Source organism: Slackia equolifaciens (assembly GCF_003725995.1).
In the GTDB taxonomy this organism is placed as follows: Bacteria; Actinomycetota; Coriobacteriia; order Coriobacteriales; family Eggerthellaceae; genus Slackia; species Slackia equolifaciens.
Map to the genome: position 1 here is coordinate 37,230 of NZ_QIBX01000009.1, position 24,097 is coordinate 61,326.

The 24,097-nt window shown below is 62.2% G+C and carries 18 protein-coding genes; all 18 read right to left on the bottom strand.

The window, feature by feature from the left end:
• Window positions 1-16: 16 nt before the first annotated feature.
• A complete protein-coding gene (locus DMP06_RS06160; RefSeq protein WP_161957845.1) occupies window positions 17-898 on the bottom strand; it encodes an NAD(+)/NADH kinase in 882 nt (293 codons plus the stop codon).
• Window positions 899-1,071: 173 nt separating this feature from the next.
• Window positions 1,072-2,790, bottom strand: coding sequence for a [FeFe] hydrogenase, group A (locus tag DMP06_RS06165; RefSeq protein WP_123208878.1), 1,719 nt, complete (start codon window positions 2,788-2,790; stop codon window positions 1,072-1,074).
• Complete coding sequence (locus tag DMP06_RS06170) at window positions 2,784-4,622, bottom strand: NAD(P)-binding protein (protein WP_123208879.1); 1,839 nt, start codon at window positions 4,620-4,622, stop codon at window positions 2,784-2,786. Before DMP06_RS06170 ends, DMP06_RS06165 begins: the two co-directional genes overlap by 7 nt.
• Window positions 4,623-4,642: 20 nt before the next feature.
• A complete protein-coding gene (locus DMP06_RS06175; protein WP_123208880.1) occupies window positions 4,643-4,948 on the bottom strand; it encodes a ferredoxin family protein in 306 nt (101 codons plus the stop codon).
• Window positions 4,945-6,258 (bottom strand): FAD-dependent oxidoreductase, encoded by a 1,314-nt coding sequence (locus tag DMP06_RS06180; RefSeq protein ID WP_123208881.1) that lies wholly within the window; start codon window positions 6,256-6,258, stop codon window positions 4,945-4,947. Before DMP06_RS06180 ends, DMP06_RS06175 begins: the two co-directional genes overlap by 4 nt.
• A gap of 201 nt (window positions 6,259-6,459) precedes the next feature.
• A complete protein-coding gene (gene dznr / locus DMP06_RS06185) occupies window positions 6,460-8,394 on the bottom strand; it encodes an NADP(H)-dependent daidzein reductase (protein WP_123208882.1) in 1,935 nt (644 codons plus the stop codon).
• Window positions 8,395-8,466: 72 nt separating this feature from the next.
• On the bottom strand, window positions 8,467-8,970 hold the full coding sequence (locus DMP06_RS06190; RefSeq protein ID WP_123208883.1) for a hypothetical protein: 504 nt from the start codon (window positions 8,968-8,970) through the stop codon (window positions 8,467-8,469).
• A gap of 96 nt (window positions 8,971-9,066) precedes the next feature.
• Complete coding sequence (gene ddr / locus DMP06_RS06195) at window positions 9,067-9,927, bottom strand: dihydrodaidzein reductase (RefSeq protein ID WP_181443028.1); 861 nt, start codon at window positions 9,925-9,927, stop codon at window positions 9,067-9,069.
• Between the two features lie 145 nt (window positions 9,928-10,072).
• Window positions 10,073-11,533 (bottom strand): tetrahydrodaidzein reductase, encoded by a 1,461-nt coding sequence (gene tdr, locus DMP06_RS06200; protein WP_123208885.1) that lies wholly within the window; start codon window positions 11,531-11,533, stop codon window positions 10,073-10,075.
• Window positions 11,534-11,644: 111 nt separating this feature from the next.
• Window positions 11,645-12,559: an electron transfer flavoprotein subunit alpha/FixB family protein gene (locus tag DMP06_RS06205; RefSeq protein WP_013979961.1), complete on the bottom strand. Its 915-nt coding sequence runs from the start codon at window positions 12,557-12,559 to the stop codon at window positions 11,645-11,647.
• Window positions 12,560-13,282, bottom strand: coding sequence for an electron transfer flavoprotein subunit beta/FixA family protein (locus tag DMP06_RS06210; RefSeq protein ID WP_013979962.1), 723 nt, complete (start codon window positions 13,280-13,282; stop codon window positions 12,560-12,562). It abuts the gene before it with no gap.
• Between the two features lie 15 nt (window positions 13,283-13,297).
• Entirely contained in the window at window positions 13,298-13,771 is a 474-nt protein-coding gene (gene ddrc / locus DMP06_RS06215; RefSeq protein WP_173363555.1) for a dihydrodaizein racemase (ifcA), read from the bottom strand.
• Window positions 13,772-14,107: 336 nt separating this feature from the next.
• Complete coding sequence (locus tag DMP06_RS06220; RefSeq protein ID WP_123208886.1) at window positions 14,108-14,887, bottom strand: LuxR C-terminal-related transcriptional regulator; 780 nt, start codon at window positions 14,885-14,887, stop codon at window positions 14,108-14,110.
• Between the two features lie 527 nt (window positions 14,888-15,414).
• Window positions 15,415-15,690, bottom strand: coding sequence for an IS3 family transposase (locus DMP06_RS11790; RefSeq protein WP_338056807.1), 276 nt, complete (start codon window positions 15,688-15,690; stop codon window positions 15,415-15,417).
• 712 nt (window positions 15,691-16,402) lie between these two features.
• Window positions 16,403-16,915 (bottom strand): hypothetical protein, encoded by a 513-nt coding sequence (locus DMP06_RS06230; RefSeq protein WP_123208888.1) that lies wholly within the window; start codon window positions 16,913-16,915, stop codon window positions 16,403-16,405.
• Window positions 16,916-17,024: 109 nt separating this feature from the next.
• On the bottom strand, window positions 17,025-17,483 hold the full coding sequence (locus tag DMP06_RS06235) for a DUF6262 family protein (protein WP_123208889.1): 459 nt from the start codon (window positions 17,481-17,483) through the stop codon (window positions 17,025-17,027).
• 413 nt (window positions 17,484-17,896) lie between these two features.
• Complete coding sequence (locus tag DMP06_RS06240) at window positions 17,897-19,072, bottom strand: PDDEXK nuclease domain-containing protein (RefSeq protein ID WP_220092542.1); 1,176 nt, start codon at window positions 19,070-19,072, stop codon at window positions 17,897-17,899.
• A gap of 498 nt (window positions 19,073-19,570) precedes the next feature.
• The gene (locus tag DMP06_RS06245) at window positions 19,571-23,641 is read right to left on the bottom strand and encodes a hypothetical protein (protein WP_148042502.1); all 4,071 of its coding nucleotides are present in this window, start codon (window positions 23,639-23,641) and stop codon (window positions 19,571-19,573) included.
• Window positions 23,642-24,097 lie beyond the last annotated feature (456 nt).

A 24,097-nucleotide genomic window follows, 5' to 3' on the forward strand; every position in this document is an offset into this window, starting at 1 on the left:
TCTGCTTCAGGCGCCGCTATTGCATGAGGAAAACGTTTGAGAACCGCTTATAGAAGCCCTCTCCCCGCTGTCGGAGGAGCTCTGCCGTCAGCGCGCTGTTGCGCACGCGCACTCTATCGACCGGCTGGCAGGGGGTCTGCAGCTCTCCGTCGAGCTGTATGGACGGGTCGTCTTCCAAGCCCTCCCTGCAGGGGCGCAGGTCGATGTCCACCCAATCGTCCTGCCCCGTGACAATAGGGCGCGAGGCGAGGGCGTGAACTGCGATGGGGACCACGAGAAGGCCCCTGTTCGAGGGGGCGACCACGGGGCCTCCGGCAGAGAGCGCATAGGCCGTCGACCCCGTCGAGCTCGCAACCACGACCCCGTCTCCGCGCAGGGTGGCGAGATGGCAGCCGGAGATGCCCACGGCGCACTCGAGGATGTTCGCGGAGGGCGCCCGGTTCACCGCGACGTCGTTGAGGGCGAAGAGCCTCTGCGGGTATGTTCCCTCGGCGCCATGCTGCAGCTCGACTTCCAGGCAAGGGAGCTTCTCGACCTGGCATTCCCCGGCCAGGGCGGAATCTATGAGGGAGGTGTCGCTCGCATCCCCCCGGTTGGAGAGAAAGCCCAGGTGGCCGTAGTTCATGCCGAGGATGGGGATGCCGAGCAGGACCGCCAGGCGGGAGGCGCGCAGGATCGAGCCGTCTCCCCCGAGGACAACCATGAAGGAGAACGCCTCGCGCAGGCGCGTGTCCTGCAGGATGCCGGGGCTCTCCGCGTGCACCTGCGCGCAGTCCGGCATCTCTTCCAAGGTCATGGCCTCGAAGCTGTGGCGGCGCTTGCGGAGGTACGTGCACAGGCTCACCGCTGCCTGGCTTGCCCGCTTGTTCTTTTGACAGTAGACGACGAGGACGCGCATTTCCGAGACCTTTCCGAGGGCTTTGTGCATTCGCAGCGGGGACGGCAGGGTTGGATGACCGCCCCCGACTGCGCTGCCGGGGCAGTCTTGTTGGACGGCGGCACGCTGCGCCCGGAATGGCAGCGCACCGCGCGATGTGTCAAGGTGCCGTCAGCACGGCGGCAGCCGGGAGCCTAGATGGTCCACTCCTCCTGGTTGGTGTGGAGCCACTCGTGCGCAACATGCGAGAGGGGCTTCTCCAGGCAGGTCTTGTAGAGCTTCTGGATGTCCGGGTTGTCATGCGACATCCTCAGGCTGTCCTCGGCGTCGAGCTTGTCCAGCACGGCGGTGCGCTCCTTGGCGAGCTCCCTGTTGAAGCGGATGGGCTGGCCGCCGCCGCCAACGCAGCCGCCGGGGCATGCCATGATCTCGACGAAGTCGTATGCGACCTCGCCGCTCTCTAGGGCGTTAAGCAACTTCTCGGTGTTTCCCAGGCCGCTTGCCACGGCGATCCTCACGGTCAGGCCGGCGGCGCTGAGCTCCTTCTCCATCCACGGATGTTCCGGCGTTGCGGCCGTGCAGTCGCAGGCCTCGAAACTCGCCGGGGCGCCCTCGAGGATGCTGACGGCAGTGCGCAGAGCCGCCTCCATGACGCCGCCGGTGCGGCCGAAGATCGTTGCCGCGCCGGTGGACAGGCCCAGCGGGCTGTCGAAGTCGGTCTCCTCCAGGGCGGCGCAGTCGACGGAGAACATGCGCAGCATACGGTCGAACTCGCGCACGGTGAGGACGGCGTCGACATCCCGGCCGCCCTCTGTGGAGAGCTCGGGGACATCGCACTCGTACTTCTTTGCAACACAGGGCATGACAGAGACGCAGAAGATCCTCTTCTTCCCACCTGCCTCGGCTGCCTCCCTGAGGGTGTTCTTGACAAGCGCGCCCATCATCTGGTGGGGCGACTTCGCGCTGGAGAGCTGTGGGACGATCTCCGGGTGATGCAGCTTGGCGAAGCGCACCCAACCAGGACAGCAGGAAGTGAACATGGGCCGGGGCTTGTCGCTCTTGACGAACTCGAGGAACTCGCTGCCCTCTTCCATGATGGTGAGGTCGGCGGCGAAGTCCGTGTCGAAGACCCGGTCGAAGCCCAGCGCCCTGAGCGCGCTCGCCATGCGCCCGGGGGTCGCCTGCTCGCGGCTGAGCTTGACGCCCTCGCCCCAGGCGGCGCGAACGGCGGGGGCAACCTGGACGACGGTCATGACCTCGGGGTCGAGGAGAGCGTCCAGCACCTTGTCGATGTCGCTGCGAGCGGTGAGGGCACCCGTGGGGCAGTGAGTGATGCACTGGCCGCACAGGGCGCAGCCCGCCTCGGAGATATCGAGCCCGTCTTTCACCGCGACGCTCGCGCCTGTGCCGGAACCGGACGGCTCCCAGACGGCGCAATGCTGGACCTTCTTGCAGAATGCGACGCATCGCATGCACTTGATGCACTTGGAGGAATCCCTGATCAGCGGGAAGTCCTCGTTCCAGGCACCTTTGGCGGGCATGTCACAGGTGCTTTCCCCCACTGCGAAGTCCGCGGCCAGCTTGCGCAGGGCGCAGGTGTCGACCCTGGCGCAGGAGGTGCACTCGGAGCGATGGGAGTCGAGCAGCGCCTCCACGTTTGCGCGGCGCATGGCGACCACCTGCGGGGTGTCCGTCCTCACCTCCATGCCCTCGCGAACGGGGGTGTTGCAGGCTGCGCAGGGGGCCTCCTCCCCCTCCACCTGGACCAGGCAGACGCGGCACGATCCGATGATGTTGAGGTCCTTCAGCGCGCACAGGGTGGGGATCTTGATCCCAAGCCCCGCCGCGGCGTCGAGGATGGTGGAGCCCTCGCTGGCGGAGGTCTCTCGTCCGTCAATGCTGAGCTTTACCATTGCCCCAACCCCTTTCCGTTAAGCGCGCCCACGCCGTAGTGGTCGCAGCGTAGGCAGCGGCCGCATTCCTGAGCGGCCTCCTCGGCGCTCATGGGCAGTTCTACGTAGTCGAAGTCTCCCTTGCGATCGCGAGCCGGGCGCTCGGCGATGTTCACGCGGCCGTAGGCGGTGCGATCGTTGGGCCTTGCCGGCGGAACCTCTGCACCGCAGTCGAGCTCGTGCTCGAAGCCGAGGTATGTGTCGATGTTGCGAGCGGCTGTCTTGCCGGCTGCGATCGCCATGATGACCGTCTTGGGGCCGGTCTGGCAGTCGCCGCCGACGAAGACGTTCTCGTGGCCCTTCGAGCGCAGGTAGCCGTCTGCCTCGAAGTAGGTCCTGTCCGCCGGCATGCCGAACTCCTCGAAGGGGGCGCTCTCGATGGCCTGGCCGACTGCGATCAAGACGATGTCGGCCTCGATGGTCTCCTCGGGCTTTGCCGCTGCGACGGGGGCGGGGCGGCCGCGCTTGACCGCGCCGATGCGCTGGGGCTGGACCACGAGGGCCCTCGCGTTGCCGCCCGCGTCGGTCTCGATGCGCACGGGAGCCTGCAGGGTGAGCATCTCGACGCCCTCGGCGATGGCGGCCTCGACCTCCTCGGGGAGCGCCGTCATGTCCTCGAGCCTGCGGCGGTACGCCACGGTGACGCTCTCCGCTCCTGCTCGCACGGAGGTGCGGGCGCAGTCCATGGCGACATTGCCGCCGCCCACGACCACGACCTTCTTGCCGGAGAAGTCCGGGTACTCGTCGTCGCCGATCTTGCCCAGCAGGTCGACCGCGGACATGACGCCCGTCGCGTCTGCGCCCTCGATGTCCAGGGTCTTGCCCCCCTGGGCGCCGATGGCAACGTAGACGGCGTCGTACCAGCCGGCGATCTTGCACATCTCCTCAGCGTCGATCGCATGCTCGTAGTCCACCTGGATGCTGCCGGCGCCGAGAATGGCGCGGATGTCCTCGTCCAGGCGCTCGCGGGGGAAGCGGTAGGCGGGGATGCCGTAGCGCATCATGCCGCCGAGCTTCTTGCGGGACTCGTAGACCTGGACCTCGTGTCCCATGAGCGCGAGGTAGTAGGCGCAGGTCATGCCGCTGGGCCCGCCGCCGATGACGGCCACGCGCTTGCCCGTGGGCTCGGCGCACGCGGGGGTGGAGACCTTGTCGGCGCCGACGGTGTCGACGGCGAACTTCTTGATGCCGCGGATGTTGAGCGGCGCGTCGATCATGGTGCGGCGGCAGTGTGCCTCGCAGGGATGCTCGCAAACCAGGGCGCATGCGGTGGGGAAGGGATTGTCCTTGCGGATCATCTTGACAGCGCCTGCGCAGTCGCCCTCCTGCACCAGGGAGATGTAGGCGGGGACGTTGACGTGGGCGGGGCACTCGGTGACGCAGGGCACGGTCTGACGGGTGCCGGCGTCGCAGGTCGCCTTGGAGATGTGGCACTCGTACTCGTCCGCGAAGGACTCGAGGCCCTTGAGCACCTGTGCTCCGGCATCGTATCCGACGGCGCAGTCCGCCGTGTCCCTGAGCAGGCGCGCCCTCTTGGCGATCTCTGCCACGTCGGAGCGGTCGGCCTCGTAGCGGAGTACCTTGTCGAGCAGGGCCTTGATGCGCGGGATGCCCTCGCGGCAGGGCGTGCACTTGCCGCAGGTCTGGGCAGCGCTGGTCTCGAGCAGGCCCGCCTGCACCGCAATGGGGCACGTGCCGGGAGGCATGGCCTCGACGCGGCGCGCGTAGGCCTCGGAGAGCTCGACGATCTTGGCATCGGCCTTCGAGCGCTCGTCAATCAGAATCATTGACATGGTGTCGGGCACCTTCCTCTCTAGCCGAACCTGTAGACGACACCCATCATGGGCTTGGGGTTCTCCCACTTGGACAGGATGCTCCCCTCGCATGCGATGCGGCAGGTGCCGCACTCGAGGCAGCCGGCGTAGTCGAAGGACTTGCGGCCGTCGGGGCCAACCTTGTAGAGGGCGGCGGGGCACACGCGGACCAGCTTGCCGAACTCGGCGTCGTCGAGCTGGTCGATGTCGTCGTTGCAAAAGCCGATATGGACGTTCTCCTCGTCCACGTTGTACTTGTTGGCGGCGATGTACTCGCTCACGTTGACAGTGATGTTCAGGCTCATAGTGACATCAGCGCTCCCTTCACTTCCTTGAGCAGCTTGAAGAGGCCTCGCTTCTTGACGATGGGCATGAGGCGCTTGCGCAGGGGCTGGGACGGGGTGCCATCCACGACGAACATGGAGTTGAAGATCTCGCTGACCATCTTGGGGTACTCGGTGAAGAGGCGATCCCAGCTCTCCATGGTGTGGGGCCAGTCCTTGAAGGTCTCCAGGTCCTTGATGACGAAGGAATCCCTCAATTTTGACTCGTAGGAGGAAAGGCCCGCCGCCGAGACGTCCTGCCTGTCGATGGCGTCGCATGCCGCCTCTGCCGCGATCTGGCCGGACGCCACCGCCAGATCCATGCCGCGGACGACGTAGCCCAGGTTCATGCAAAGCATGGCCGCGTCGCCTGCCACAAGGGCACCCGGGTGCACTAGCTTGGGGATCATGTTGTAGCCGCCCTCGGGCACCATGTGGCCGGAGTGCTCGACGACCTTGGCGCCGCGGATGATGGGGGCGACGGCAGGGTGGTTCTTGAAGTCCTCAAGGGCCTGGTAGATGGTGGTGTCAGACTTGCTGAGGTTCTCGATGGTGGCCACGAGGCCCAGGCTGATCGACTCCTTGTTGGTGTAGAGGAAGCCGCCTCCCACGTTTCCGTGGGTGCAGTCGCCCACGAAGAGCATGGCCGCGCCCTCACCTTCCTTGCACAGGAAGCGGGACTCGATGGTCTCTGCCGGGAGCTGGAAGACCTCCTTGATGCCGACTGCCATCTCGTTGGGCTTGGGGCGCCTGGCGCCCAGGCCGCGCTCGGTGAGCAGGCTGTTGCACCCCTCGGCGATGATGGTGACATAGGCGGTGATGTCGTCCTCGCCGGCGCGGATGCCAATCACGTTGCCGGCCTCGTCCTTGAGCAGCTCCTCGACGGCGATTCCGGGGATGATGTCGCATCCGGCGTCCTCGCAGATGCCCATGAGCCACTGGTCGAAGTCGCCTCGCAGGACAGAGTAGCTGTCCTGGCCCTCCATGCCGAGCTCGCGGCTGGTGAAGTCAAGGGTCAGGTTGCTCTCGGGGTCCATGATAGCGATGCGCTCATGGGTGATCCTGCGCTCGAACGGGATGTCCTCCCAGGCGATCTCGCCGCCTGCGTACTCGTCGATGACACGCCTGAGCGAGTGCGCGTAGATGCGACCGCCGGTCATGTTCTTGGCGCCGGCGTACTCGCCGCGCTCGACAACGAGGACGCTCTTGCCCCTCTTTGCCGCAACATAAGCAGCGATGGCGCCCGCGCAGCCGCATCCGACGACAATGATGTCGAAGTCGCGTTCCTCCATCGTTCCTCCAATCAGTAAGACACGCGCTTTGCCGGAACAACAATCCATGAGGTCCATATCCTGCATGCGTACCGGCTTCGCATGTTGCCCTCAGTCGACGGGCCGGAGGCGCGGCGCAGCTGCTTGCCCGCTCCTCCGGCCCGTTTGGTCAGAAGCGCCTCAAATCAAGGGTGTGGGTCCTTGGCTTCAGCGCCGTGTTGGCTACAGGTTGCAGCCAGCGATGTAGCCTTCGTGGACAGCGTCCATGACCATGCGGGAGGCCTTGCAGTCGCCGATGCCGATGACCCTGACGTCCTCGCACTTCTCCTCGATCTGGGCGCGGAACTGGTTGAAGGTCGGGACGAAGCCAGAGGAGATGATTGTCTGGTCGACGTCCAGGGTCTCCAGGCCGCGGGGGCCGGCGAACATGGGCTTGCCGTCCTTGACGGCGACGAGCTGGGTGGAGGGCTTGATCGTGACTCCCGCCATACCCAGGCGAACCATGTAGGCGATGCCCATGACGCCGGGGACGAAGAACTCCGGGGAGCGGGTGGTGATGGTGACATCCTTGCCCCGCTCCTCCGCGAGGATCAGCGCGGTCTCGGCGCCCACGATGCCACCGCCGACAACGACGACCCTGTCGGCATCGCTCTTGCAGTCGTTGTCCAGGAAGTCCATCGCGTACACGACGGAGGGGTCGTCCTGGCCGTCGATGTTGAGGTTGCGCACGGTGGCGCCGCAGGCGACGATGGCGACGTCGAAGCCGCCGGCTACAACGGTGTCTGCAGTGGCCTCCTCGTAGATGACCTCGATGCCCTCCTTCTTGAGCTGGGTCTCGTAGTAGGTGATGAGGCGGCCGAGGTCCTCCTTGCTGTCGGAGACGGTAGCCTCCTTCAGAACGCCACCGATCTTGCGCTTCTCGTAGATGGTGACGTCATGGCCGCACTTCTTCGCGGTGATGGCAGCCTCGCAGCCAGCGGGGCCTGCGCCGATGATGATGACCTTCTTGGGAACCTCAGCCTGCGGGTAGACGGGTTCGTCGAACTTGTACAGGGCCGCGTTGACGGCGCACTGGACGACGCCGCCGGAGAGCATGCCGCGGTCATGGCAGCCGACGCCGCAACCGATGCAGGGCCTGATGTCCTCAGGACGCCCCTCAGCTGCCTTCTTGGCCCACATGGGGTCGGCGAGCGCGGGCTTGCCGATGCCGATGAAGTCGCAGACGCCGTCCTCGAGCAGCTTCTCGCCGATCTCGGGGGAGTAGATGCCGCCGCACAGCATGGTGGGGATGCTAACAGCGTCCTTGATCATCTTCGCTGCCTCGACGTGGTTGGCGCCGTGCTTGGAGAGCAGGCCGGCCGCGTTTATGACCTCTGCATGGGAACCCCAGGTGATGTTGATGGCGTCCGCACCGGCTGCCTCGCACATCTTGGCGACCTCGCAGGTCTCCTCGATGGTGATGCCGCCCGGTTCGAAGTCGATGCCGGAGAGTCGGATAGCCAGCGGGAGGTTGGGGCACTTCTTCTTGATGTCGCGGATGACCTCGAGCAGGAAGCGGGCGCGGTTGTGCAGGCTTCCGCCGTACATGTCGTTGCGGGTGTTGTTGCGCGGCGAGAGGAAGTTGCTCAGCAGGACGCCGCATGCCGCGTGGACGTCGACGATTTCGAAGCCCGCGGTCTGCGCGCGGAGTGCGCAGTCGCCGAAGTAACCGACGAAGTCGTGGATCTCCTCGATGGTGAGCTCGCGGGGAACAGCGCCGCCGTTCTCGTACCAGGGCTCCCACTGGATGCGGGAAGAGGAGATCAGGTCGTCACCGCGCACGAACGCCGCGTCGCGGCCCGGGTGGACGATCTGCAGGCCGGGGATGGCCCCGTGCTGCTTGATGGTCTTTGCGAGGACGGACATGGGGCCGATGTAGTTGTCGCTGGCCAGGGACAGTCCGACATGGTGGAACTGGGTCACGCCAGCGTTGTCCATGAACACGATGCCGGTTCCACCGTCGGCAGCCTCAGCGTACGCCTTGAGGGAGGCCCAGCTGGGAGAGCCGTCCGGGTTGCCCAGCTCGGTGCCCATCGGCATGCGGATCGCTCGGTTCTCGACCTCTAGGTTACCGATGTAGCCGCGCTCGAAGGTCTTCGGATAGAACTTGTTCTTCATGATCGCTCCAATTCAAGATGGGTCTGCCTTCCCCTGAGACAAGCAGGGGTATTGAGGCACCTTGATAGGTTGTTAGTGCTGCTGTGCCTTTTCAGCCTTCGCAGGGTCGAAACCCGACACCTTGGCGGCGAGGAGCTGAACGGGGCGCAGGAAAATGGGCACTGCGATGACAGCCAGGATAAGGACAACGGGCAGGTTGAACATGATGTCAGCCATTGCACCGGCAAGTCCCTTAGTGCCGAGACCGGCGATCAGGAAGTTGCAGAACGTGATGCAGATGCCCATGCAGAGGCCCAGCACCACAGCGCAGCACAGGTAAGAACCCAGGCCACCCGGCCTGAACTTGAACAGGCCGGCAAGCTTCATACCCCAGGTCATTGCCGGCACGAGCGTGCCGGCGGTAAAACCGACGCAGAAGCTGGAGATGAACGTGCCGACAACGGCCTCGACGGTCATGAAGTGGACGCCGAGCCTCATCTCGATGGAGATGTCGACGAACACAGTGAGGACGATGCCGAGAACGATGTTCATCGCAACGTTGACAAACAGAGCAAAGCCCTGTGGACCCTTGAACATATGTGACCCTCCTTGTAGAAGCCGATGGAGATAGTGCCGCTGACAAGGCAACGGCACTACTCAACGAAGACTCGATCTGAGCGAGAGGCGAGGGGGCTAGACCTCGATCTCGCCCTGCATGCCGCCGGTCACAGCGCCGGCGCAGCCGCCGTCGACGGGGATGTTGGCAGCGGTGATCTGGCGGGACTCGTCGGATGCCAGGAACAGGTAGGCGTAGGCGATGTCCATCGGGTCGATAGCCTGCTGGGTGGTCTGGGCTGCAACCAGGCCGCTTGCCATCTCCTTGGGGATGTTGGACATGGCCTCGGTCCAGACCAGGCCCGGGGTGACGGAGTTGCAGCGGATGCCGAAGGGGCCGCCCTCAGCGGCGAGCTGGCGGGCCAGGGACAGGCAGGCGCCCTTGCAGGCAGCGTGGCAGGCCTGAGGGGAGTTGCTGCCCTGGAGGCCGACGGTGGAGGAGGTGATGATGATGGAGGCGCCGTCTGCCTTCTGCAGGTAGGGCCATGCGCAGTTGCAGACGTTGTAGACGAGGTCGAGCTCGTTCTTGATGCCGTAGTTCCAGATCTCCGGGGTCATCTCGCCGAAGGGGGCCATACCGGGGTGGGACGCGTTGTTGATGACGACGTCGATGCCGCCCATGAGCTCGGCGCACTCCTCAACCCACTTCTTCACGGCGTCGTAGTCAGACAGGTCGACGTCCATGCCGGCGGCCTGGTAGCCCTTGGCCTTCAGCTCGTCGGCGACGGAGGCTGCCACGCCGGGGGTGCGGCCGGAGCCGCAGACGAAGGCGCCGTGTGCGCACAGCAGCTCCTGGGTGACCCTGCCGACGCCCTTGGTGGTGCCGGTGAGCAGGATCTTCTTGCCCTTCAGGCGCTGGCCGACGGACTCCTCGGGGGAGATCCACTTACCGAACACGGGTGCGCCGGGCATCTTGGGGACTTTGACTTCCTGTGCCATGGTTGGTTCCTTTCCTTGTCTTGGGCCGTCTTCCTTTGCAGCCCATCTTTGGCTCGCAAAATGCGGGCTCATGTCCTAGTGAGGAGACGATGCAGCGCAGCCTAGTCAGGATTGCACTGCAGCGCCATGCCATTGAGGCAGGGTGCTACATAGTGGAGATCGCGTGGCGGGCGGCGATGCGTCCGGAGGTGTGGGCGAAACCGTTTGCTGCGCCGGGAACCTCCATGTTGTAGGAGTCGCCGTAGAGACCCGTGGCGTCCAGACCGACCGCGTAGAGACCGGGAATGGCGTTGTAGTCGGCGTCGACGACCTGCATGTTGCCGTTAATGCGGATGCCGCCAGCAGAACCCATGGTGCCGGCAGCCAGAGGGATGGCATAGAAGGGACCCTCGACCATCGGGCGGAGGTACTGGGGCTTCTTCATAAAGGCGTCGTCGTAGCCCTTCTCGCATGCCTCGTTGTAGTCGGCCATAGTTGCGACGAAGGTGTCTACAGGCACGTCAATGAGTGCTGCGAGCTCCTCGAAGCTGCCAGCCTTCTTCACCAGGCCGGACTCGAGATTAGCCTCGAGCTCGATAGGGAGGCGCTCCATCGGCTTGTGGTACACGACGAACTCGCCGATCGCGATCTCGGAACCCTCGGCCACCAGACGGTCGATGTCCGCCTGGGAGAGGATGGACCAGACCACGCCGCCGGGCTGCTTGCCGTAGTAGGTTCCGATGTCGCCGATGTTCTCGGCAACGGACTCGGCCGCGAAGCGCCTGCCGGTCTTGTTGATCCACACGCCGGGGTTGACGCCCGCGCCGCCGACCTGGGAGTCCATGGTCATGTCACGGCCGCCTGCTGCGAGAATCGGGCAGGTGGTGATGGAGGTGGGGTCTGCGCCCGCGGAGAGGGCGAGGTCGAGGCCGTCGCCGACGTTCTGCAGCGGGGTGAGGGTGTTCATGTTGTAGGCAGCGGGGGCGAACCAGCTGTACTTGAAGATGCGCTCCGGGCTGGAGCCCATGCCGCCGGTTGCCAGGATAACGGCCTTGCCGCCGACGCGCAGGGGCTCGCCCTCAGGCTCTGCGACGACACCGACGACAGCGCCTTCCTCGATGATGAGCTCCTTGGCGGGGGTGGAGGTGAAGATGTCGACGTCGAGCTTCTGGATGGCGTCGAGCAGGACTTCCTGGCAATGGGCGCCGAGGCCCTCGGGCAGATGGAAGGTCCAGACCTCGTTGGGGTCGTCCTCTGCGGCGATGTCGCAGGCCTTGTAGACGACGCCGAGGTCGCGGTAGATGTCGATGGTCTCTGCGGAGTTCTCAACGAAAGCGCGGACGACGTCGTAGTTCGCGCGCTGATGGCTGTAGCCCATGAACTTCTCGATGCCCTCCTGCTTGGTCGGGAAGTGGTACTTGGAAAGACGCGGGGTGCCGAGCTCGTTCTGAATAGAGGACTCGAAGGCAGCGGTGCCTTCGGCGTACATGGAGAGGCCTCCGGTCTCGGGCATCTTCTCGAGCACCACGACGCGCTTGCCCTCACGGGCGGCGATCAGCGCTGCAGACTTTCCAGAGGCGCCTCCTCCAACGACAACAAGATCATACTCAACATCGAATTTTGCCATGGTTTCCTCCTTCTTGGGAGTCTGATTTTCACCGCTGCGTCGGCGAATCCGGCGCAGCGGTATCGTCTAAGTGAATCGATCGAGTGCTGGATAAGCCCTGATCGTGCGCTGCTAGGCGCCTTTGATCGCTGCGGTCAGGACGGGGATTATCTCCTTCACGTCGCCCACGATGCCATACGCACACTCGCGGAAGATGGAAGCCTCCGAATCGTTGTTGACGGCGACGATGACCTTGGCTCCGCGAACGCCGGTCATGTGCTGGGGCGCCCCGGAGGAGCCGAGGGTCAGGTACAGGCGAGGAGAGATTTTCTGGGTGGAGGTTCCGACCACGCGGTCGTGCTCGAACCAGTGGTAGTTGTCGCACAGGGGCAGCGTGCAGGCGACCTCTGCGCCGAGAGCTGCGGCGAGCTCCTCAACCAGGGCGAGGTTCTCCTTGGCTCCGATTCCCAGTCCCACGCCGACGACTTTCTCTGCGGTCAGCAGGCCGTTGGAGGCACACCCGTCACAGTTAGTGGCAAGCACGGTGAGAGAATCGAGCGCGCTAGCGCTCCCCGTGGCAACCTCAGCGGCCGCGCCTGCATCGGCCTCGTCCCCGCCGTCGGCAACGATGCAGACGGCGGGGCCGGATGTCTCAAGGACCTGCACGGCAGCCGCATCGGCGACAAGGCGCTCGACGACCGTTTTGCCCTCTGAGACGCTGACGCTGGTAACCGCGGCGGCGACCGCTGCGGAGAGCTTCACGGCGATGGCGCCGGCGATGGCGCGGGCGGTGGCGTCGTCCGAACAGAGCACCGCTGCGGGCTGCTCCTGGGCAGCCCTATCCGCAATCGCGGGGGCGAGCGCCTCGGCGAGAGTGGCGCTGGTATCGTACAGGGTCACCGATGCGGGGCCGAGCGCGGCAACGGCGTCTGCACGGCTTGCGTCGCCGAAGACCAGGGCCTCGTAGGGCGCGCCGCTCTTGGATGCGACGTCGGCCACGTGGGCGGCGCTCATGTCATCGGCCACCAGAATCCAAACTTTGCTCATCTACAGCACCCCCTCGGACTTGAGCGCAGCGACGAGCTGGTCGACAGCTGCCTGCGGGTCCGATCCGTCAAAGATCTTCGAAGGCTGGGCATCGGGCTCGTGGGTCCCGCCCACGGTGAAGGTAGCTGCGCCTTCGGTCTGCGCGCCAACCCTCTCAACCGGCTTCTTCCTAGCTACGAGGACAGCTCGCATACCGGGCTTGTTCTCCTCCTCGCGGCGGGCTGCGACGGCCAAGACAGCGGGGCCCTCGACGGCGATGTCCTGGGTGCCTGCGCCGAAGCGGCGGGTCACGACGAGCTTGCCGCCCTCCCTCTTTGCTGCATCGACTGCGTTGATGCAGGGCCAGCCAAGCAGACCGGCCAGCAAGCTCGGAACCATGGGCTGCCAGATGCAGTCACCGATGGCCACGAGGTCGACACCCTCGACACCCTTGACGGCGTTTGCCAGCGCAGAGGCCAGCTCGGTGGGCTGAGCGAGGATGTCCACGCCCTGGACCGCCACGGTGGTCTCGATGCCGCGGGCAGCGCCAAAGGCGACGTCGCCGCTGTCCATCGTGACGCCCGTCACGTCGCCATCTCCGGCAGCGTCGAGCGCTACCTGGATAGCGGCGTGGTCGTCGTCCCCCACCTCGGGGCGATCGGCAAGCCACTTGACGGCTCCGTCTGCACCCACCCGCTCGTCTGTGGGGTTCATTGCCCATTTGAATACTGCGACAGTGGTCATGGTCTCACCGCGCCCTTACTTTGCGTCCCAGTCGCAGACGTCAGTCCAATCAACGCCCATGTCGAGGGCAACCTGGATGGCAGCGCCATTTGCATCGGGGAACTCGTTGACGGCGATCTCCAGGTTGTGGGTGGCAGGCTGCGGGGGGAAGATCATCTCGCGGAACTTGCCGTGGTTGAACTCGACGGCAGGGGTCAGGCCCAGGGATGCGAAGTGCTCCTTGGCGGCGTCGAAGTCGTCGACGCGCATGGCGATGCCGCTGATGCCCTCGCCTACGGTCTGCAGGGCCTTGTAAGCGCCGATGGCGTCGTGGTCGTGCATGGGTGCCATGACCTCGATGCCGCCGGACTTGGGCAGTGCGACGCGCAGACCCATGTGCTCGTCGTCGTAGGGGCCGTAGAATGTCACCCCCAGAAGCTTATTCAGGTCCTCAACTGCCTTGTCGGCATCTGCAGCGCGCAAAGCGATGCGGTTGAGCTGTGCCTTGATCATCCTTCACTCTCCTTTCGAATGAGCTTTCGCGCGGGCTGCCGGCTTTTGCCGAGCCTGCGTTCTTCGAGCTCAATTTTCCGGGGAAGCGCTGGTTCCGTGAGTATCCCCTGAGTGACGAACGAATACTCTTGCGTAGTCGGATGGGTACTGCTTGGAGATGCCATCAGGGCCGCGTTGCGATACTTTCGATACCCTGGGGACGTCGCGGCGCTGCTAGGCATGACGGTCTCATGGGAGCCGCCACCCGGAAAGCCCAGGCGGGACAAGAAAAAGACGGCCGCGCAATCGCGGCCGTCTCATGTCCCAAGCTTGCTTGATGTCCTGCCAGTCTGGCTAGCCCTCGTCTGCCTCGCCAAGGTACTCGCTGCGCCCGACCTTTGCCGCGAGTACTGCGGCTTGGGTGCGGTTGCTCACGTGGAGCTTGTGGATGATGCTCCCGATGGTCTTCTTCACCGTGGGCTCACTCAAGAAGAGGCGCTTGCTGATCTCTGCGTTTGAGAGGCCCTCTTCCAGCAGTGCGAGGACGCGCTTCTCGCGGTTGCCGAGCATCTTGATGCCCTCTGCGATGGCAGACTCCGCGTTTGTCACGTGGGAGTCTCCGAGCAAGGCGCCCTGGAGGATGGTCCCCAGCGAGCCGGAAAAAGCGATGTCGCCGCAGGCCTGTGCCCAGAGGAGGGACCTTAGGCGCGACGAGCTCATCTCGTCGCGCGAGCCGAATCCGCTCGCGCCGGCCCGCAGGGCATCGAGGACGTGGCCGCTCTCTCCCATCGAGGCCAAGACGAAGATGCGCAGATCGGGGTTGAGATCCAGCATCTTCCTCACAGTTGGAGCGCAGCTGACCCCTTTGAACGTCGCACCTATCATGACTGCCTCCGGCTTATACCTCGCGCACGCGGTATAGGTCTCCTCGAGCGTGTACGCCTTGCCGACGAGCTTGAACTCGCCCCACTCGCGTATGAGAGCGGCGATACCCTCGATGAAGATGAAATCGTCGTCGGCGACTACCACGCGGAACGGCTCAGAGCGCAACGTCATGTGGACATCGTGCAAAAGCTCAGAGGACGGATCTAAATACTCCGCGCCCTCAGGCAAGCCCTTTTCCTCAGAACCCATAGCATTCCCCCGCAATCTCTGCCGACAAGTGCATCAGAAGCTCTCGCCCTGCGCAAGCAACGCGCGGGCCCTCTCCTGGAGAGCTTCCGCACGATGGCGGCTTCTGGAAACAGATAAACAGGTACCAGTACCTGCATTTTACCATCCTGCCGCAAGTGCTGGGGTGAACCTTGCTGCCCGCTCGCCGTATTATATTCTTTCGATACCCTTGCTTCACGGGTGATTCTGGCGCGACTCGCATTATAGGGCTTCTGCCGTGCCGCGAAATACCCGGCTATCTGCCGTATTTGCTGATCTGCAAGAGGCAGGCTGTCAGCTGGCAAGCGACGGAAGAAACATCTGAAAGCTGAGCTTCCACGAACATTTGTATTGACAATCGCTCTTATAAAGCGCATCGTGAATACTCCCATTAAGTCGAATATATGTTCCTAATCACTCACGAATCGCAGCACGGGAAGAGAGGTTCCGCCGAAGGCGAGACCGATGAATCCATAGCCTGATTCTGCCCCGTTTTTCGTTGACAGGTCCTACGTCGCCCGCAGGCGGACCTCTTCCATGTACGCCCGCTCGAACTCGTCGGGGCTCATCCACCCGAGCGCGGAGTGGATGCGGGCCCTGTTATAGAAGCACTCTATGTACTCGAATATCTCGATGGCCGCCTCGTCGCGGGTGGCGAGCGTGCGCGCGTGCGCGCACTCGCTCTTGACGATTGTCAATCCCGATAACGACCCATCCGTTATCTTCTCGACAACCAAGAAGATGCCAGTATTCTTCCTTTGGAAACCAGCTACGCCATTCCGCAAGCCACTGTTCCTTCGTGGGCTCGCCGTCCTCTTCCCAATACTCGTCTCGAAACTCCTGGAAAGTCATCCAATCGTCCGGGTTGCCTCGTTGCGCAACAATCCAGAGCTCCCGATAAGAGTTGTCATCAGAAAGCGGCTTTAAGGGTTCCATTTCTCGAATAATTCGCCAAGCGATTTCCTTGGTTGCCTCATCTCCCCTATCAGGATTGAGCCAAGACCTACCTCGCCAGAGAATTCTGTCAATTGCGGGTTCGAGCAACTTTGGATGACCGCTGTTTTCAACAGTGTCTACTGTGCAATTCTTTTCCTCGTGTCACACCAATTCCACAAGATCTAGCCCTCCCAATTAATCTGGACTTGTCTCTACGCGCATGCACTTTTTAATAGGCCAATTGGATACGGAGGAGTGCGGAAGCGAATACGCCCGTTTCGAATGCCAAAGCCCTCCATTCATCGAATGACGGCCAAAACCGAACTTCGCCGTCGCCTTGGGCATCGCGAGGATGCGCCTGTGGAAGTTTTTTGCGCGAGGTAAAGGGAGGAGCGCTTGGGTCCGTTCCAAGAACCGCCAACTGGACAACCCTATGGCACTGCTGACTGCAAAACTACGAACAACCCGAACGATAAACCAGATGCAATCTTGATAGCCAGAAAAACCCCCGCACACGGAAAGATGGCCTTTGAATGCTTCCGATCGCAGATCGAAAGACGACTACAAATCGACTTCGAACGTCTGGGTCTGATTCACCAAATCAAGCTCAAGCTGCAGGCGGCTGATTTCTTCGCACGCCGCACGATAGTCTTTATCCGCCTGAGCGACATCGTAATTTGCATAGACGTACTCGACGACATTCGAATCGCCTAGATAATAGCGCGACGCACGCTCTTTGGGGCTGCGGGCGCGAAGGCCTGCAAGCCTTCTCTTTTGCTGATTGAGCTGAGCCATGCGCACAAGCGCCTCATCGATGGTGATACCGCTTTCGGGCAAAACGGTATGAGCGTTAAACAGGTGGACGGCATGGCGCAGCTTGAGCATGCGGGCGTCGATATTTTCAACCGCCGCACGCGTTTCCTCATACGAGTACTTGGGTGGGTCGGCCTCCTCGCCAAGCGCCAGCTCGTAGACGCATGACTTCAGCTCCGTCTCAAGGAGGAAATCCTTCTCATCCTGAAGGCTCCGCAGGCATTTATTCGCCGAAGCGGACGTGAACGTTTTTGTCATCATGCGACTCCTTTGCTTTTGGCCCATGTTTTTGTATCGACAAAGTACCAGCTCAAACACACTTGCTTCAATAGTCGCATTAGTCCGATTTTTGGGAATGTGCGCGACGGCTCTATGCCGCGCGTTCACCCGCAATGAACAGATAGGTGTACTCGGACGTACCGCTTTTCGCAATTACGCGTCCGCTCTCGTTTTCCCAATAATGAGAAACCGAGTTCAAAATCGCGATACGCTCGTCCTTGAGGCGCGACAGCTCGTCACGAACCTCCCCCAGCTCCGAACGAAGCCGCTCGCTCTCCTCCAGGAGTTGCGAGATATATACCGCCTGCGGCGATTCGCACGAGCCAGCGAGCAATGAAGCGCCCTCTCGCGCCCGAACGATGATTTCTTTCAAATCGTCCCTGCGATAGAGTGTGCTGCGAGCCACCCCAGCGACATCGGCGACCGCATAAAAAGACGGCATGCGACCTTCTGCCAGCAAAGCGGCCACCGCAAGCCTCACCCTGTCGGCAATCTCCTCGCTGGCGCGGCGCCGCTCGGCATCCAAGGCATGAATCCCGTTCTCGCTCATGAAAACCTCCGTCCAACCGTCCCCGTTTCTTTCCGTCAATGGTAAAGGAAGTCGAACCATCCAAACGTTTCAGTTCTGCCTCAAATTGGCAATGCGAAAATCAGTCGGGAGCGCTGGCCGAACAACACGCTCAACAAAGAGTGTGGCAGCTTCTGCCGTGGTGCTTTACATTGGGTAGCGCGTCCCTTGTTCTACATCGCCATAGCTCGCCCTTGCTCCTCCCCCAATTTCATGCGTCTCATGGTCTTCCATGTGCAGTAAACTTTCGCGCTTGATCGAGCGTTGCGCGAATCTCGGCATATACCTCTTCATCACCCTTTGCGGCGAAGGAAGCTCCATCTCACCTGTTCCATAAAACCGGTCGAACTCATTGCAGTCTCACTTCCTCCGTCTTTCGGCACACCACTCCAACATCATCCATCTGCATTCAAATCAGCCCTAGCCGCCCCGTCTTCCTCCATGCGTTCGGCTTGCTGCAGCTTAAAGAGGGTCTTTTGGCCTTCGATTTCACGACGCAGCTCTTCATCCGTCGGTAAGTAAAGCTTGTATTTGCTAGCGAACAGATGCTCGTTGCCCTTAAGCACCGAGTAGCGAGCGATGTCTTTGCTTGTTTCGGAGCACAACACAACACCAATAGTGGGTCCATCGCCCTCACGGCGCCCCATCTCATCGAACATACGCACATACATGTCCATCTGGCCCACGTCTTGATGAGTGACCTTGCCCACCTTGAGATCGATAAGCACATAACACTTGAGGATGACGTTGTAGAACACGAGATCGATATAGTAGTCGCCGTCCATCCCGCGCAGATGGAATTGCCGACCCATGAAAGCGTAGCCTTTCCCCAGTTCAAGCAAGAACTTTTGCAAATTCGCGATAAGCGCGTTTTCTAAATCGCTTTCATGAGGTTGCCCTTCAGTGGAGAAGCCAAGGAATTCCATTATGTACGGGCTTTTGACGAAATCGTACTTCCGTTGTTCGTTATCCCGATGCAATTCGGCGCCTTTCGCTTCTCCTTCAGCCGCGCGGTTGCCTTCGTCTGAAGAAAGCAGTCGATAGTAGTACTGGGTGGAGATATTGCGGTCGAGCGTACGCACGCTCCAGCCTTGCTCAACGGCTTCGCGTGTATACCATTCACGCGCTTTATCGTCGTGAACGCGCAAAAGAGTGCGGTAGTGCGTCCAAGAGAGTAGTGGCGCAGATTGTTTACTCGCCGCGTAAACAATCGAGGGGTATGCCTTGTAGAACCGAACGAAGTACCAAAGATTCAGCTTCGAATACCCCTTGCCGTATTCTTTCGTAAGCGCCTTGGCGAGACCGACAATAACTTGCGCACCATACTCCGCGCGGCTCTCCCCCTTAAGCTCCTCCTCCGCGATGCGCTTCCCCAAATACCAATTGCGATACACCAACGCCGCATTCACCGAGCGGTGCGCCCAACGCTGAGAACTCTCGATGATGAGGCGTGCATCGCCAACGATATCATCGGTTTGACGATACTCAACCACGGCAGACGCAGGCAAAGACTGCATGAAAGAATCGGCCCCTTGCCCCGCATCGAACATCGCATTGCCCTCAGATGCCATCGTCCCACGCCCTTCCCGTCAACTGCCCGGAGCCCCGCCTCGAGAACCTCAGTTGCCCTCTGAGCACTTAACGATACCAACCGAGGCAGCACCCGCTCAATAGTCGCATTAGTCCGATTTCGCCCATTTCGACACCTCATTCGTTGGGCCGCGGAGGACGTAAGTAGACCCTGCAGCACGTCGGACACGCGACAAGCTTCAAAGGCGCCGCATAGCGCCGACGGAGCCATGACGGCGGCCGGCAACAAGCTCGACGCCTCGAACGGCCACCATCGGCACGCCTGCGACGAGGTGCTCCTCGAACGATTCTGCGGAGATGTTGTGTCCAGAAAGGAGGGAGGGAAGAAGAGCGCGGGGCTGAACGGGCAATCGCCCACCAAAACAACGGTCAAAAGAGCAGCCAACCCGAGGGACACGCCCCTTAACCCGCCCCTCAATTCAACGCGCCTCAGCGTGGCTGCACCTTTGCACAACCACGCTGGGGCAACTGGTCAAACGCTATTTCCGCATCCGACGCGATGCACGGATCGCTATTACCACCGCGCCTGCGGCGATCAGCGCAACGCCCGCGAAGGCGTAGGCCAAAACAGCGGTCGCATCGCCCGTTTTCGCGAGCTTCTCGGTATGCCGCTGGCCCTGGTCGGCCGGCTTCGAGGGCGTCTCGCTCTCATTTTGCGGCGTCCCGGGCGTTTTGCCACCAGGGTTCTCCCCGCTCGGGGGCGTCTCGCCGCCGGGGTTAGGGTCAGGCGTCTCGCCACCGGGGTTAGGGTCAGGCGTGTTGCCACCGTTACCGGGATCGGGGTCGGGAATGGGGTCTCCGCCACCGCCCTCGGTGCCTGAGCCCGGGTCGGGATCGGGGTCCGGGTCGCCGCCGCCGGGCTGCTCGGTTCCCGGGTCGGTCCCCGAGGTTCCGCGAGCCCTCAGCACCTGAACCGTCTCGGACACGGTTCCCCCGCTCCCGTGGCTTTCATGCCCATCGAAAAACGCGGAGTTCTCCACCGACGCAGAAGAGCCCACATCGCCCAGCACTCGCGCCCTATAGGTAATCTTCGTGTAAAGCCCGTCTTGCACAGTAAGGCGAATCTTGTGCTGCGCGAGCTCCGACAGGTCAACGTCAAGCGGAAGGGTCAGACCTGTTATGCCCTTTGCCTCAAACGAATCGGGATCCACGAGCAGGTTGTCCGAGCTCACATCCACCAACGTGACGGTCCTTCCAGAGGAGCTGAGGTCGGCGTTTGCGGGATTCACGATCAGAGTGAATTCGGCATTCGGCGCCGTCTCCTCGTTGTAGACCATCTTCTTCTGGACGGCGGTGTAACGCAAATCCGCATCGGACGAACCCTCTTTTTGAACCCCAAACCGATCAGTGAGATATGCGCGATTGGTGAAGGTGAAGTATTGCGGCTCGGTTCCAAAAAGATACTCTTCGTCGGTGATGCGGGCGCTCACCTCCATCCGCAGCCCGGTCTTGGTCACCTTGCGGCTTGGGTGCGCCTTGCAAAGCTCTTCCACGGGCAGCCCGCTCAGTTTCAGGGTGACCGACGTGGTTCCGTCTTCGTTCTTGGCTTTATCAAGCACCTCCACGTATCCACGCCCGTCAGCCTTCTTCACGTTCACGAACTCGGTTCCCGCAGGAAGCACCTCGGTTACAAGGCACGTTCCATCGGGCTGCGCAGCATACCCTCCCTCATTCACCATGAGATGCCACGTGATGATTCCAGACCTGGTCTCGTAGACATACTTCCGCACTTCGTCGTAATTGCCCCGCACGCAGTAATCGTAGTCGGAATCGGTGCGCTCGCCCACCGTGAGATACGCATCGTTGAAATACGTGCGCCCGCCGCCCTTGGGAGGGTTCACCGGCGTTGTCTCGTACGAAACAACAAGGGGCGTTTCCTTGCTCGGCGAAAGCGTTTGGCCGTCTGAGCTGGCAACCACTTGGCCCTTGAACTTCACCGAGAACATGCCAAAGTTCCCCGCGGAATTCTGCGGCCCGGGAACCACCTCGTACAGCGACGGGTCAACCGGAGCGCCTCCGATCGAAAGCGTGACGCCGCTTATCTGGTCCTGAGTGAAATACATGTAATTGGCGCCGTCGCGGATCTCGTCCTTCAGCTCGTCGCCCGCATTCAGCCCGCGAAACACTCGCAGTTGCCACCGTGCCGTATCGCCGCTTTGCGCCACGAGCGACTTCTCAAGGCTGGGCACCGCCTGGCGCGGAACCGTCTGAGAATCGACGCTCCACTCCCCCAGGCCCTGCACCGAGTTCGTGTACGCCTTGGCCGGCCCCGTATAGTCCTCCCAATCGGTCGCCTTCGAAGCGTACTCTATATGGAATTCGCATGTGCCGTACTGCTCGGGAATAACGTAGCTGAAAGAGGTATCGCCTTCCTTCAGGGCAATGGTGTCCGATCCGGCCACGCTCCCGTCCTGATTGAAAAACGTGACCCGCGCAGGTTCGCCGGTGAACACCTGATCGGGACCCAGCTTGTCGGTCACCGTTTGACCGGCGACGTTGCCAGGGCGGGCGCTTTTGCCGCGCTGGTTGCCAACGATCGTCCAGTTGATCACTCCGTCGGAGCCGATCGAAGGCTCGTTTTTCGAAAGCCAGTTCTTCAGCAGGTCAAAAGATGCCTCCGCCGTTGCTCGGTTGAGGTCTGCCGCCTGAACGCCACCAACATTTATGCCCGAACCGGCGGCAACCTGGTTGACCATCCCGCGTATGCCGCCCACACCAGGGCCCGCCGGCACGTTCCAGATCTCATCGGGAACAGACACATAGGAGTCGATCGACACCTCATCGCCGGGAAGCATCCGAGGAATAACAGCCTGCCACGAGTTCGTTCCCTCGGTTTGCACGCTTGCAAGCTCAATGGGCTCGGTGGAGCCGTCCAGGTGGCGCACCGTGGCCGACGCAACGCCCGCCTGCGTGAAGCGAACGCCCGAAGGAGGCTGCGCGACGTCGGAAACGGGCACGTTGTATTCGGCGAGGGGATTGTCGCGCGGGGCCTTTACGACAACGGTGAAGTGCTGCGATTGGGTTGCAGAATCATAGGCGCCGAGCGTCTTTGTGGCGATGATGCAGTTTCTCACCACCGCCCGACTCGTATCGGTGACTTCCGGCACCCCGTCGGCGCTTGCCGATGCGCCGTTTACGATGATGCGCTCCTCAAGGGCGTCCGACGAGCCGTTGGCCTCTTTCGCGGCGCGCACGGCATCGGCCACCACGTCGGCGTTCATCTTCACCGAATACGTTATTGTCGCCGTTTCGCCGGGAGCGAGGGAATCCAGCTCCCACCCGATCAACGCGCCGCTCTCGTCGGTCAGGTTCTCGTAGCGCATGCGCTTGTTGGATGCGATCATATATCGGAATTTCATGGTGGAGCGATCGACCTTTTCACGGCTCTCGTCGCTGAAATTGTCAACGATCCTCACGTGCGTCAGAGGGTCGGTGTTTCCCTTGTCGGCAGTTACCTTGATCGAATAGTACAAACGGCCGTCCGAATCAACGTAGGCGCTATGCTGCCGCGGATACTCCGGCTGGCCGCCGGGAACCTGGGGGCCCTTGCCCACTTCGATGCTCGTTTTCTCAATCGAGAGGTTGCGGACGGTTTCGAGCTTAGAAAAGCGCGTCTTCACGATGGCGTTGCCAAACGCAAGATCTACGTCGGTATCATCCGAAGGAAGAGTGGATGCGTTGAAGGCGCCCTCGAATTCGATTTTAGAAAAGGCGACCTTTCCTCCGCATTCCTTCAAATAGCCGGCATCGTAGCTGATGGTCAAAACGCCACGCGCAATAAGATAGTCGCCCACGCCGCCGTGCTGAGCGTCCCACGTGGTAGCGCTGTCGCGCATGCGTCCACGAGCGGAGCCGCCCTCGCCCATCAGCGTTGGGAACGGCGAAGTCACCGTGTCGCCCACCACCAAGGGATAAGCGCCAGCGTTTTCGGCGCAGGCCTTCACGTCAACGACCAGCTCGCCTTTGTAGAGCGCGTCACGGGCGATGCCGTCGGGGAAGTCTGCCGTCGCATCCACGGACTGCCCGCTTTTCAGGTCGTAGGATTTAGTCACATCCCCGCTCTGAATCGTCAGGGACAGCTTTTGCAGGAAGTTGCCCGCATCGAGCTTCATAGGCGCACGGCTCGCATCGGAGGCTGCCTCTGGCGCGGCGGCAAAGGCGGGTGCCGAAGCGGCGGCGCTATCCGGAGCGGCGGCCACGTCGCCCGAGGCGGCGTCGGAAGGCTCGGGTGATGGCGCGGCAGGCTGGCTTTCAGGAGCGGCATCGGAAGCCACGGCGGCCGAGGGCGATGCGGATGGGGCGCTAGACGAGGCGTCAGGGCTGGAAGGATTAACAGATTCGGGTGCCGAATCGAGCGCGGGAGATTCATCGGTCGCAGGTGCAGCTTCAAGCGCGGACGAAGACTCCTCCTCAATCGAGGCAGGCGAAGACGCGCTGACATCCGATGCGCCGGAGGCAGGGCTGTCCTGCGCAACGGCAAAAGACGGCGGAAGCATGAGGCACGCCGACATCATGATCGCCAACAGCGTGCGAGGTATCCCCTTCTTCATCTTGGTATCCTTTCCTCTCGAGCGCCCCGTGACGGGAGCGCAGGGGCAGGCGCGCTGCTCGGCGCCTTTCACCCACGTGGCGAGAGGAGTCGAACCCGCGCGCGTATATTTCAGGGTCATCGTATGAACCAAGCGTTCCAAAGCCGTTCCCATAGCGTGCCATTTCGTTCCACTCCAAAAGATGCCCAAACTGCAGGAAAACAACGCAATCACGCACAATAGGGTTCGGGCAGGTGGCTGAACAGGCGAAACGCCATTGCAGGAAGCCAGCGGCGCGGTCAAAAGAGCACAAATACGGATCAGCGTCACGGATGGGGAACGCCGCCCTTGTGCAGCGGTGCTAGCCACCCATCTGCTGCGGTGCTATACTCTGACGCTCAATTCGGCTATTCGGAGGCAGGCAACCGGCCGCCCAACCGAGCGAGGCGCCGAATGGAAGAATCGGGTGGGGCTATG